Source organism: Ancylobacter mangrovi (assembly GCF_024752335.1).
GTDB lineage: Bacteria > Pseudomonadota > Alphaproteobacteria > Rhizobiales > Xanthobacteraceae > Ancylobacter > Ancylobacter mangrovi.
Map to the genome: position 1 here is coordinate 372888 of NZ_JANTHY010000006.1, position 12621 is coordinate 385508.

At 66.4% G+C, this 12621-nt stretch carries 11 protein-coding genes and 1 pseudogene; 8 read left to right on the plus strand and 4 right to left on the minus strand.

Annotated features, from left to right (window positions below):
* The 3 genes from NVS83_RS17130 to NVS83_RS17140 form a co-directional block, all read right to left on the minus strand.
* Positions 1 to 1182 carry a GSCFA domain-containing protein gene (locus NVS83_RS17130; RefSeq protein ID WP_258740381.1) on the minus strand — a complete coding sequence of 394 codons (1182 nt, stop codon included), beginning with the start codon at positions 1180 to 1182 and terminating at the stop codon, positions 1 to 3.
* 368 nt (positions 1183 to 1550) lie between these two features.
* A complete protein-coding gene (locus NVS83_RS17135) occupies positions 1551 to 2486 on the minus strand; it encodes a cation diffusion facilitator family transporter (protein ID WP_258740382.1) in 936 nt (311 codons plus the stop codon).
* A 45-nt stretch (positions 2487 to 2531) separates the two neighbouring features.
* On the minus strand, positions 2532 to 2987 hold the full coding sequence (locus NVS83_RS17140; protein WP_258740383.1) for an SH3 domain-containing protein: 456 nt from the start codon (positions 2985 to 2987) through the stop codon (positions 2532 to 2534).
* Between the two features lie 434 nt (positions 2988 to 3421).
* On the opposite strand from NVS83_RS17140, the gene NVS83_RS17145 reads away from it, so the two are divergent.
* Positions 3422 to 4702, plus strand: coding sequence for an Hsp70 family protein (locus NVS83_RS17145; RefSeq protein ID WP_258740385.1), 1281 nt, complete (start codon positions 3422 to 3424; stop codon positions 4700 to 4702).
* A 66-nt stretch (positions 4703 to 4768) separates the two neighbouring features.
* Here the strand turns inward: NVS83_RS17145 and NVS83_RS17150 are convergent, their stop codons facing one another.
* Complete coding sequence (locus tag NVS83_RS17150; RefSeq protein WP_258740386.1) at positions 4769 to 6304, minus strand: putative bifunctional diguanylate cyclase/phosphodiesterase; 1536 nt, start codon at positions 6302 to 6304, stop codon at positions 4769 to 4771.
* A 382-nt stretch (positions 6305 to 6686) separates the two neighbouring features.
* Here NVS83_RS17150 and NVS83_RS17155 point away from each other — a divergent pair, with 382 nt between their 5' ends.
* The 7 genes and pseudogenes from NVS83_RS17155 to NVS83_RS17185 all read left to right on the plus strand — a co-directional run.
* Entirely contained in the window at positions 6687 to 6956 is a 270-nt protein-coding gene (locus tag NVS83_RS17155) for a hypothetical protein (RefSeq protein ID WP_258734471.1), read from the plus strand.
* A gap of 260 nt (positions 6957 to 7216) precedes the next feature.
* Positions 7217 to 9052, plus strand: a complete 1836-nt coding sequence (locus NVS83_RS17160) for a M3 family oligoendopeptidase (RefSeq protein WP_258740387.1) — start codon at positions 7217 to 7219, stop codon at positions 9050 to 9052.
* Positions 9049 to 10047 carry a heme-dependent oxidative N-demethylase family protein gene (locus NVS83_RS17165; RefSeq protein WP_258740388.1) on the plus strand — a complete coding sequence of 333 codons (999 nt, stop codon included), beginning with the start codon at positions 9049 to 9051 and terminating at the stop codon, positions 10045 to 10047. The genes NVS83_RS17160 and NVS83_RS17165 overlap by 4 nt, the downstream gene beginning before the upstream one ends.
* A gap of 85 nt (positions 10048 to 10132) precedes the next feature.
* A complete protein-coding gene (locus tag NVS83_RS17170) occupies positions 10133 to 10630 on the plus strand; it encodes a DUF6790 family protein (RefSeq protein WP_258740389.1) in 498 nt (165 codons plus the stop codon).
* A 63-nt stretch (positions 10631 to 10693) separates the two neighbouring features.
* Positions 10694 to 12055 (plus strand): ABC1 kinase family protein, encoded by a 1362-nt coding sequence (locus tag NVS83_RS17175; RefSeq protein WP_374115080.1) that lies wholly within the window; start codon positions 10694 to 10696, stop codon positions 12053 to 12055.
* 84 nt (positions 12056 to 12139) lie between these two features.
* Complete coding sequence (locus NVS83_RS17180) at positions 12140 to 12433, plus strand: aa3-type cytochrome c oxidase subunit IV (protein ID WP_258734467.1); 294 nt, start codon at positions 12140 to 12142, stop codon at positions 12431 to 12433.
* A gap of 8 nt (positions 12434 to 12441) precedes the next feature.
* A pseudogene (locus tag NVS83_RS17185) lies at positions 12442 to 12621 on the plus strand (NAD(P)(+) transhydrogenase (Re/Si-specific) subunit alpha); the annotation flags it as partial.

Below are 12621 nucleotides of genomic sequence, written 5' to 3' on the forward strand. Positions count from 1 at the left end.
TCATTCGGCCGCGACGGCGGTCGCCTTTTCAGCACGCGCCGCCGCCCTGCGGGCGGAGACGGCGGCGATTCTCTGGGCCACACGCTCCTGGATGCGCGCCTGCTTGCGCTGAAGGCGGCGCTCCTCGCGCTTGGCTTCGGGGCTGGCCTCCACCTCGACCTCGGTCTTCTCCTTCATGGCGACGGCGGCGTGGCCGAGCGTGCCGATCAGCTTGTCGAGCCGTTGCGCCTTGTCCAGCGCGGCTTGCAGATCCGCCTTGGGCAAGGCCGGATCGCAATAATAATGCTCGAATATCTTCATGTTGAAGTTGAGGATGTGCCGATAGACGTGCCGCCTGTCCTCGGTCCACTGGTTGTTGAAGGCGTACATGACGATGTCGTAGCTCGGGAAATAGAACAGCCGATCGTCCGCCGGGGCGGTCTCGAGCATGAATTCGTCGACGGCCGAGCGGATCGTCGCCTTGGAGACGGCATTGGCGGACAGGCACGCGACCGGGCGGAACGTCGCCGTGAGGGGGATCGGCGACACCGTGAAGATGATCGTCGCTTCGGGCCGGAAGTAACGAATGAGCTCGTGGATGGCCTTGATGTTGGCCAGCGTCTCCGCGTGCGTCGCCACCCGAAACTTGTGGCGCTCAGGGTCGTAACGGTCCTTGGGAATGGCGCGCCAAAACACCTCGCCCGTCGGCTCGTCGTACCAGATCTCGCTCAAGCCGAGCGTGATGACGAAGACCTCGGCCGTATCGAACAGCTCCTTCGTATCGGCGCGGGCCGCTTCGCTGTAGCCGAACTCCTCAGCGCTGTAGCCGTGCCAGAGATCGAGCGACGGCGTCTTGTTCAGCCAGGCCCATTCGAACTGCTGGCGAATGGCGTAGGTGTGCACCATGCCATCGCCCATCTGGGTCACATAGGCCTTGCTGGCCTTCTTCGTAAGAATATTGAAGCCGCGATCGTGAAGATAATTGCTGATGTTGGCCGCGAAGCATGAACCGAAAGCAACTATGGGCGTGCTCTTGGTGACAAATCCGCTTTTCGGCATAAAGCCGTGAGTCATATATTGATCGATCGCATAATTCTTCTTCAACGACTGATCGTTCGGGTAGAAATTCGTTGTGGAGCCTCTGAAAAACGAGCCGCTTGTCCTGCGCTTTACGCCATCCTGCTCGACGACAATTCTGCTCATAATATTTTCCTCCGGAAGGAAGGTGGAAAGGCTCATCAGTCGTTGGGATGAAGTTAACTGTCAGAAAACTGGGCAGTCAAGCGACCGTAATATGACACGGCATTATGATGCCATCTCACCTCGCGTAATCTCAATGCAAAGAAAATCGGTCCATTATACGATGGAAATCAGTCCATTCTCATGTAACGAACGCTCAATCGATGCCGCGGGGCCGGTTATATGGTGGGGTTTTGCCTTGGATATGAGCGCATGCCGGATTCGTGGGCAATCAGAGACGCAGCAGCCGAGGCCCGAGATCGGCGGACGTGGTCTGGTCATAGATGGGCTATGGAGCGGGTCAGGCTGCTCTTCGCGAGCGCGCCGAGGCTCTACGACGTCGTTGCAGCGCGGGGCGTCGGCGAGCGGCGGACCGGCCGCACGAAGATCCTGCGGATGGAAGGCTCTCTTTCGCGAAGCCGGGCGCTCAGATCCCACACGGCCGCCTCTATGTCGTCGCTGGTCATATCGTCCCGGAAATCGATCGAGATGCCGAGCAGTATGTCCGATGGGCCGAGATGCATGCTCAGCACCTCCTCGACCTTCAGGATCCGGGGATCGCGATCGAGCACGGAACTGACTTCCTCGAGGACCTCGGAGGAGGCACTTTCGCCGGTCATCAGGCTCAGCGTTTCGCGGGCGAGGAAAACGGCCGTAAGCACGAGAACCAGCCCGATGGCTATCGAGGCGGCGGCGTCGAAACGCGGCTCGTCGAGAGCGTAGTCCAGCGCGAGCCCGACGGCGGCAAGGCCGAGGCCGAGCAGTGCGGCGGCATCCTCGCAGAAGATCGAGAAAATGCTCGGGTCCTTGCTGCCTCGCAAGGCGTCCATGATGGGCTTTGCCGGCTGGCTCTGCCGCAACTCGCGCCAGGCGACGCGAAGGGTGGCCGCTTCTATGGCAAAGCTGATGCCGAGCACGGCGAAGTTTATCCACGGATCGCGTATCGGCTCGGGTGCCGTCAGGCGAATGACGCCCTCATAGATCGACACGGCGCCGCCCAGGGCGAAGATCATGAGCGCGACCACCAACGCCCAGAAGTAGATCTCCATGCCGTGTCCGAACGGATGCTTGCGGGTCGCGGGGCGGGCGGAACGGTGGAGACCGAACAGCAGCAGGCCCTGATTGCTGGTATCGACGAGCGAGTGAAGCGCCTCGCTGAACATCGCGCTCGACCCCGTCCACCACGAGGCGACGAACTTGGTGGCGGCGATGGCGAGATTGCCTGCCAGGGCGGCGTAGATCACCACCGTCGAGCTGCCGGACTTCACGGGTGGTTCCTTCCTGAGCTTCCACGCAGGTAACGTTTCCCGACGCTAGAATATCTCTGCCGGGTATACGCCCCAGAGGCGAATTTCGGGGACGAAGCCTTCCAGCCCATGCCCTACGACCTGGACATGGCACCAGCCCTGGCGGCAGCTGGTCGGACGCACAAGGACATTTGCTTCCAACCGGGCAAGCAGTTGCGCCTTCGAGCTGGCGGCTTCTCGCAGATCGACCAGCTTTCCACCCCGCACCCGAATGGCGGCAAAGCGGCGATCCGAAAGCATGACCGCGTGGATCCAGCCCACGGCGCCCGTATTATCGCGAATGCGCCGCCAGTTCCCATAGCGATAGACCACCTCGACAGGCCATCGGGCGCGCTTGAACACCCATTTGACCGGGTAGGAGAAGCCGGGTCCGACACGGACGTTGGTGATGCTGCTCTTGAGGGACACAAAATACGGCAGTTCGGCCGGCGCCCCGAAAGCCGGCGCGGGCATGGCGCTCATGACCGCCATCAGGGCGGTAGCAACCACGATCAGCCATGCGCGATATGGGGCTGCGGACAACCCGCCCGCCCTCAAGCTCGCCAGGCTTCCAACCGCACCACGGGGCCGAGACCGGGGGCGACCCGGGCGCAGACGGTCCATTGGGGTGAGGTGCAGATCGCGATCCATATAGCGTCTTCGATCCGAAGGGGATCATCGAGCGTCGGCAGGTGGCGGTTAAGCGACCATTAAACCATGGGACCGGCGACGCTAACCCCCGGTGCACGCGCGTGGCGGTTCGTGGCGGCAGCCGGCGAGGTCCGCGGGCGGCGAACGGAACACCCCACGGCTCCGCCCGGATCGCCGGCGATGGCGGAACCTGTCGCTTGTGCTGCAGCGCACCATGAGCTAGCAAGCCCGTCCCCTTCCAAGCCCGCACCCTGCAAGGAGGTCCCATGACCGCCTGTGGCCTCGATTTCGGCACTTCCAACACGACGCTCGGCGCCATGGGAAGGGACGGACCGCGACTGGTGGCGCTGGAGGACGGAGCGGATACGCTGCCGAGTGCCATCTTCTTTCCGCGGACGGGCACGCCGATGGTCGGGCGAGCGGCGATGGCGGCCTATGTCGGCGGCGAGCACGGGCGCCTGATGCGCGCCCTCAAATCGGTGCTCGGCACCTCGCTGGTGGACGAGACGACCGCCGTCGGCCGTGTCCGGCTCAGCTTCCGCGGCGTGATCGCCGCCTATCTCGCGGAGGTGAAGGCGCGGGGCGAGCGCTCCGTAGGAGAGGAGCTGACACGCGTCGTGCTCGGTCGCCCGGTGCATTTCGTCGACGATGACGCGGCGGGGGATGCCCGCGCGCAGGACGTGCTCGGTGCCATTGCCCGCGACATCGGCTTCCGGGACATCTCGTTTCAGTTCGAGCCCATTGCCGCCAGTCTCGACTATGAGCGGCAGGTCGAGGGAGAGGAACTGGCGCTGATTGCCGATATCGGCGGCGGCACGTCCGACTTTTCCATCGTCCGCATTTGCCGGGCACGGTCGGGCGAGGCGGATCGCGCGTCCGACATCCTGGCGAATGAGGGCGTGCGCATCGGCGGGACGGATTTCGATCGCCGCCTTTCCCTCTCGATGGTCATGCCCCTGCTCGGCCACGGCAGCGCGTTGAAGCGCGAGGGCCTTTCGATGCCGGCCGGCATCTATCAGGACCTTGCCACCTGGTCCGCGATCAACCGGCTCTATGATGGGCGCACCGCACGCACCGTCCGCGAGCTCGAACGCGATGCCGCCCGTCCGGAGATGGTCCGCCGCCTGGCAAGGGCGATCGAGGACGAGCGCGGGCACGGCCTGGCGCTCGATGTCGAGGCCGCGAAGATCCGCGTGGCGGAAGCGGGTCGGACCAGCCTCGATCTCGCCATGCTGGAGGCGGGGCTGTCGGTCGGCATCGCCCATGAGGACCTCGTGGAACACACCGGATCGCTTGCCGAGCGCATCGCGCGGCAGATTTCCACGTGCCTGGCCGCGGCGGGCCTCGCACCCGACGACATAGACGCCCTGTTCCTCACCGGCGGGTCGACCCGCCTGTCGCATGTGCGGGAGGCGATCTGCGCGTGCGTGCCGCAAGCGCGCGTGGTCAAGGGCGACACGTTCGGCTCCGTCGGTACCGGGCTCGCGATCGAGGCCGGCCGGCGCTATGGGCAGATTGAGGCCGCGCGGCCTCTTTCCTGCGGCTGAACGACTGGCGAACCTCTCCGCCAGCCGGAGGGAAGGGCGGCGCGGCGTGTGCAACGCGCCGATGCCTCAATTCGCCAGCGAGACGTTCTCGGAATTGCGCTGGCTGTCGCTGAGATAGGCGGGGACCGCCTCCGCCGGCATGGGGCGCCCGAACAGGTAGCCCTGCCCGAGATAGCAGCCCATCGAGCGCAGCATCTGGTACTGCTCGTCGGTCTCCACGCCCTCGGCCAGCATCGATATCTCCAGCACGCGGCCAAGCTCGAGCAGGGAGCGGACGATCTTGGCCTGCTTGTCGTTCTCCATGAAATTGGCGGTGAACTGACGGTCGATCTTGATCTTGTCTAAGGGAAGCTGGGCGAGCTGGGCGAGGCTCGAATAGCCGGTGCCGAAATCGTCGAGCGCGATGCGCACGCCGACGGCGCGCAACTGGTCGAGAATGCGGACGGTCTCGCCGATGTCGCGGATGATCGCAGATTCGGTGATCTCGATCGAGATCCGGTGCGGCGGGAAGTCGACCTCCTTCAGGATCCGCAGCAGCCGGTTGCCGAGGAACTGGTCGCTGAGCTGGCGCGGCGAGATGTTGAAGGCGAGGATCAGGTTGGCGGGCCAGTTGCGCGCCGCCAGGCAGGCCTTGCGCAGCAGCTTGTCCGACAGGTCGGTGATGAGGCCGGCATTCTCGGCGGTGCGGATGAAAACGTCCGGCGGCACGAAGCTGCCATCCTGCCGCTGCCAGCGCGCCAGCGTCTCGAAGCCGTAGACCGTGCGGTTGTTGAGCCGGACCAGCGGCTGGAAATAGGGTATCAGCGTATCGTTCGCGATGGCTTCGCGCAGCTCGGTTTCGATGCGCAGCCGCTCGGCCAGCTTCTCGGCCATCTGCGGGTCATAGGCGCAGGGCGCGGAAGATTTCCTGCGCTTGGCCTCCTGCATCGCCATTTCCGCCTGCAGCATCGCGGTGGCGAAATCCCCCGCGGCGGATAGGGACGCGAAACCGATGGCGGCCGATGTCTCAAGGCAGATGCCGTCGATGTTCTGCGGCTTGTGGGTGACGGTGGCGATGCGGCCTCCGAGATCGCCCACGTTCTCCCACGCCACGTCGGAGACGACGACGAACTCGTCGCCACCGTGCCGCGCGATCAGGGCGCCGGGCGCCGTCTCGCGCAGGCGCTGCGCGAAACCGGCGAGGAACTGGTCCCCACCATGATGGCCGACAAGGTCGTTGACCTGCTTGAAATCGTTGATGTCGAGCAGGAAGACGGCGGTGAAGCGGCCTTCGCGGGCGACGACATCCGCCAGCTTCATCTCCACGAAGCGGCGATTGGGCAGGTCGGTGACGAGGTCGTGGAACGCCGCGTATTCGGCCCGCTCCTCGGCTTCGCGGCGGCGGCGAATCTCCTCGTTGAGGTCGACCAGCCGCAGCACCGCATAGCCCATTGCCGCCAGGCCGACGACGATCAGCGCCACGAGAATCTCATCGGCCTGCCAGTTCTCGTTTGCGACGAGAAAGTCATGCACCAAGTCGTAAAAATTGGTCGCGAGCGCCAGCAGATAGGCGCAGACGGCGACAACGGCGACGATCAGGGCGTCACGAATAGCCTTCGACATGGCGCACTCAACTTCCAGTCCTGCCGGCGCGTCAAACCTTTCCCTACGTCACAGATCAGCGACGGTGTTTGATCGACATCAATATCCTGGGCATGACGGCACGAGCGTGGCACGTCCACGAGCCCATTCTGAAGATGCCGGACCGCCTTTCGTCCGCTGAGACCATGACAGTATCGCAAATAGGTCGACGGTACGAGAAGGGAAGATAATCCGCCCTTCGTCGTGGTGGAGGTGCCTGCGTGTTCGTCGCCGACCAAGTTTATGGCCGCTCCGGCACGAGCCCTGTCCACGGGGAACCGTATTGCAGTGATGCGCAGCCGGCACGAAACAAATTCGAGGTCTATTCGTTGTCAGGGCAACGTGACTTCTACGGGAGGCAGACATGATCTCGAAGACGATTTCCATCGCAGTTCTTGCCGCGACCTTCGCGCTGCCGGTCACCGTTTCCGTGCCGGCCTACGCGACGTCCACTTCGACCAAGCCGCTGCCGAAGATCGGCAGCTATGAGCAGCGCGACGTGCTGGAGCGCGAGCGTGTGCGCCGCAAGCAGGTCCAGGACAACCGTCACAACGGCCTGTTCGAGCCGCTCACGGCCCCTCTCTACCAGGGGCGCAACTCGCCGGTGCAGCGGGTGGAGCGGGCGTTCGACTGACGCAGGTTCGCCTGCCGGTTCGATTAGCCAACAAGAATGACGGGCTGCGCGTGGCTGTGAAAGCCGGGCGCGGCCCGTTTTCTGTGCGGCTTCAGCGGTTGCGATTGCAGGGGAAGCGGCGCCGGGTGGCCGCGTGAGGGCGCGAGCCGGCGCCGGAAACGGGAGCCGTGGGCGGAACACGGATGCGTATGGCGGATTGATAGGGCGCCCGCCCGCACGATATCAGTGACTTCAAGCCGCCTTTTCCCGCCGGAGTGACCATGCCCTTCCGCTTTGCCGTCCCCGCCCTCCATTCGCCCGACGCCGCTGCCGTGAGCCTCGGCAACCTGCCGCAATGGGATCTGTCCGATCTCTATCCGGGCATGGAATCCCCGGAGCTGAAGGCCGACCTCGACATCTGTGGCGCCGAATGCACCGAATTCGAGGAGGCCTACAAGGGCAAGCTCGCGGGCGTGCTCGACGGCGCCGATGCCGGCGAGCAGATGGCGCTGATCGTCGAGCGCTACGAGAAGATAGAGGACCGGCTCGGGCGCCTGTACTCCTATGCCGGGCTCGTCTATTCCGGCGACACCACCGACCCGGTGCGCACCAAGTTCTACGGCGACGTGCAGGAGAAGCTGACCGACGCCTCGACGCATCTGCTGTTCTTCACGCTGGAGCTGAACCGGCTCGACGACGCCAAGATGGAGGCGGCGCTCTCAAGCCCGGCCTTCGCCCGCTACCGGCCGTGGATCGAGGACGTGCGGGCCGAGAAGCCCTACCAGCTCGAGGACCGCATCGAGCAGCTCTTCCATGAGAAGGGCGTCACCAGCCGCGGCTCGTGGAACCGTCTGTTCGACGAGACCATCGCCGGCCTGCGCTTCGAAGTGGACGGCCAGAGCCTGCCGCTCGAGCAGACGCTGAACTATCTCGCCGAGCCGGACGAGGAGAAGCGGCGCCTTGCCGCCGAGGCGCTGGCGAAGGTGTTCAACCAGAATCTGCGCCTGTTCACCCTCATCACCAACACGCTGGCCAAGGACAAGGAAATCTCCGACCGCTGGCGCGGCTTCGAGGACATCGCCGATTCCCGCCATCTGGCGAACCGCGTCGAGCGCGAGGTGGTGGACGCGCTGGTGTCCTCCGTCCACGACGCCTATCCGCGCCTCGCGCACCGCTACTACAAGCTGAAGGCCAAGTGGTTCGGCAAGGACCGGCTCGACTTCTGGGACCGCAACGCCCCGCTGCCCAAGGTCGAGACCCGGCCGATCGGCTGGGAGGAGGCGCGCGACACGGTGCTGGGCGCCTATTCCAGCTTCTCCCCGCGCATGGCGGACATCGCCCGCACCTTCTTCGACAGTAGCTGGATCGACGCCGGCGTGCGCCCTGGCAAGGCGACCGGCGCCTTCGCCCATCCCACCGTGCCCTCCGCCCACCCCTATGTGCTGCTCAACTACATGGGCAAGCCGCGTGACGTGATGACGCTCGCCCACGAGCTCGGCCACGGCGTGCACCAGGTGCTGGCGGCGCCGAACGGGGCGCTGATGGCGCCGACCCCGCTGACGCTGGCCGAAACCGCCTCGGTGTTCGGCGAGATGCTGACCTTCCAGCGCCTGCTGGCCGCCGCGCCGGACCCGAAGGCGCGCAAGGCGATGCTGGCCTCGAAGGTCGAGGACATGATCAACACGGTGGTGCGCCAGATCGCCTTCTACACCTTCGAGCGGCGCATCCACACCGAGCGCAAGTCCGGCGAGCTGACCGCCGAGCATATCTGCCGGATCTGGATGGAAGTGCAGGGAGAGAGCCTGGGCGACGGCATCCTGCTGGGGCCGGGATATGAGAGCTACTGGGTCTATATCGGCCACTTCATCCATTCGCCCTTCTACGTCTATGCCTATGCCTTCGGCGACTGCCTGGTGAACTCGCTCTACGCGGTCTACGAGAACGCGGCGGAAGGCTTTGCCGAGCGCTATCTCGCCATGCTGGCGGCGGGCGGCACCAAGCATCATTCCGAGCTGCTGAAGCCGTTCGGGCTCGACGCGCGCGACCCGGCGTTCTGGCAGACCGGGCTCAACCTCATCGAGCGCATGATCGCCGAGCTCGAGGCGCTGGAGGAGTGAGCCGCGCCGAGGCGGGCGACGCCGTTCCCGACGCGCCCGCCCCGATGCAGGGCGACCCTGAGCAGGCCGGCCCGGAGCCGGCCGTGCCGGAGGCTCCTGCCTTCGTCCACACGCCCTATGACGGCTCCCGCCAGGCATTCGCCATCGCCCTCGCGCCGCTCGATCTGGACGAATGGATCGAGCCGGATCCGCATCTCGCCCGGCATCTCGCCGAGCGCGAGGCGCTGTTGGACCAGCGCCGCGAAGTCGTGTTCCGCGAGGAGGCGTCGAGCCGGGACGCGCAGCGCGAGGCGCTCTGGCTCATCGTCGACCATGTGGTGGTGCGCTGGCCGGCGATCTACCGGCTGGAAGGGCGGCGCCTCACCGTCGTGCCGACGGATCGCAGCTTCGATCTGGACGATGAGGGCGAGGCGCCGCTGGCGATCGCCGGCCGGATCGTCCCCGACGACCTTCTGATCCTGACGCGCGGCGAGGCCGGCTACCGGCTGACCGCCGCGGTGCTGTGCTTTCCCTCCGCCTGGTCGCTCGCCGAGCGCTTCGGCCAGACGCTGGACGGCCTGCATGAGGCGGTGCCGGGCTATCAGGCGAAGCTGTCGCGGGTGATGAACCGCATCTTCGAGAATCTGAAGGTCGACCAGCCGGTGTGGCGGGTGAACTGGTCGATCTATCCCGACGACGCGCTTCACCACCCCGAATCCAAGGAACGCCCGCGCGACTGGTTCGCCGACCCGGACGATCCGGCGCCCGAGGCCTTCGTGCGGGTCGAGCGGCAGACCCTGCGCCGCATGCCGGCGAGCGGCGACATGCTGTTCACCGTGCGCATCCATGTCGACCCGTTCAGCGCCTTCCGGCGCCACCCGCAGGGCAGGGAGCTCGCCGCCTCCCTGCGCGAGCAGATCCTAGCGCTCGACCCGGACCAGCTTGCCTACAAGGCGCTGACCGAGCACCGCGACGCGGTCGCGGACGCGCTGGAGCGCATCGCCCGCGGCGGGTAGGTCAGCGGCATCGGACCGGCACGCGCGGCAGTCCCTTTCGGCGCGAAAACGCACTACATTGGCGGCAGCCAAGGGGGAGGTGGGGATGGTCTTCTGGGTTCCGCTGCTGGCGTGGGGCGCCGCGCTGTTCGTCGCCATCTACATGGTGCTGAAAGGCCCGCGCCCGATCACGATCGGGCGGGTGATCGACCAGCTGCTGCGCTACATCCTCGTGTTCCCGGTCGGGCTGATGGGACTGTGGGCGTTCATGGGCCACGTCTTCTTCGCCGAGCAGGCGGCGGCCGCGATCGGCTGGGCGACCAGCCCGTTCCAGTTCGAGGTCGGCATGGCCAATCTCGGCATCGGCCTCGCCGGCATCATCGGCGCCTTCGTGCGCTCGGCCGGGTTCCGCGCCGCGGTGGGCGTGGTGATGGTCGGCTTCCTCGGCGGCGCCGGTGTCGGCCACGTCGTCCAGATCGCGCAGACCGGGAACATGGCCGCCGGCAATGCCGGGCCGATCCTCTACACCGACTTCCTCACCCCGATCGCCGTGCTCGGCCTCCTGCTGCTGCAGAAGCTGTTCTTCCGTTCCCCCGCGGCGTGAGGCCCGCTCCGCTTGCGCGGCGCCGCGCCCGGCCTATCTAGAGCGCGTAGCTGCGAGATCATCGTGACCGACGGACCCGACCGCGAAGCCAACCGCCTTTCCGCCCGCGCGGCCCGCTATGCCCGGGTGGGCACCCAGGTGGGCGGGGTGGCCGCCCGCATCGCCGGCACGCGCTTTCTCGGCCTCGAAGGCCGGCGCGGGGGCAATGCGGCGGCGCTGGCGAGCGCGCTCGGCGGGCTGAAGGGGCCGATCATGAAGGTCGCCCAGCTCATGGCGACCATTCCCGACGCTCTGCCGCCCGAATATGCCGCCGAGCTCGCCACGCTGCAGAGCCAGGCGCCGCCCATGGGCTGGGCCTTCGTCAAGCGGCGCATGATGGCGGAGCTGGGGCCCGACTGGATGGCGCGCTTCGCCTCCTTCGACAAGGAGCCGGCCGCCGCCGCCTCGCTCGGCCAGGTGCACCGCGCCCGCGCCCTCGACGGCACCGAGCTCGCCTGCAAGTTGCAATATCCCGACATGCAGTCCGCCGTGGAGGCGGATCTGCGCCAGCTCGAATTCGTCTTCGCCATCCATCGGCGCATGGACCCGGCGATCGACACCAGCGAGATCGCGCAGGAGATCGGCGAGCGGGTGCGCGAGGAGCTGGACTATCGCCGCGAGGCGGCCCATGCCGCGCTCTACGCCCACATGCTGGCGGACGAACCTGCGGTGCGCGTGCCCCGCACCCATCCCGACCTTTCCACCGGGCGCCTGCTCACCCTCGACTGGCTCGAGGGGCGGCGCATGCTCGACTTCACCGAGGCGCCTCTGGAGAGCCGCAACCGGCTGGCGCGCGCCATGTTCGCCGCCTGGTGGGTGCCGTTCAGCCGCTTCGGCGTGATCCATGGCGACCCGCATCTGGGCAACTACACCGTGTTCGAGGAGGCGGGGGAGCCCTCGGGCATCAACCTGCTCGACTATGGCTGCATCCGCATCTTCCCGCCCCGCTTCGTCGGCGGCGTGGTCGACCTCTATCGCGGCCTGCAGGCGGGCGACGAGGCGCGGGTGGTGCACGCCTACGAGACCTGGGGGTTCCGCGGCCTCAAGCGCGAGCTGATCGACGTGCTCAACATCTGGGCGCGCTTCATCTACGGCCCGCTGCTCGACGACCGCGTGCGCACCATCGCCGACGGCGTGGCGCCGGGCGAGTACGGCCGGCGCGAGGCCTTCACCGTGCACCGCGCGCTGAAGGAGAAGGGGCCGGTGCGGGTGCCGCGCGAGTTCGTCTTCATGGACCGCGCCGCCATCGGGCTCGGCGGGGTGTTCCTGCATCTGAAGGCAGAGCTCAACTTCCACGCGCTGTTCGAGCAGGCCATCGCCGACTTCTCGATCGAGGGGGTGACGGCGCGTCAAGGCGCCGCGCTCGCGGGCGCGGGTCTGGCCTGAGCCGGGGCCGAGGTGACGTTGCCGGAAGGGGCGTCTTCCGTTAAAGCGGATGCTCGCGTTGATTATTCCTTTGGAGGGGTCGAGATGGCCGATCACGGAGCGCCTGAATACGCCACGGCTGACGGCAACGACTATGCCGAGCACACCGGTACCTATCACCTCTTCACCAAGATGACGCTCGTCGGCACGCTGGGCGTGGCCTGCTTCATGCTCTCGCTGGCCCTCGGCGGAGCGAACGGCCATTGGGGCCTGTTCACCATCGGCACCCTGGCATCCGTCGCCGTGACCGCCATCGGGCTCGCCTCCGAGGACGGCAAACCGAAATTCCTGTTCGGCCTGCTCGCCATCCTCGCCTTCCTCCTCATCCTTACTTCCTGAGTTCGATCATGCGTATAGCTGTTGTCAAAGAGAGCTCTGGTTCGGAGCCACGGGTTGCCGCGTCCCCGGACACGGTGAAGCGCTATGTGGGCCTTGGGGCCGACGTTGTTGTTTCGTCGGGTGCGGGTTCGGCGTCGGGCGTGGGCGACGGGGAGTATGAGGGCGCGGGGGCGTCGGTGGTGGCGGAC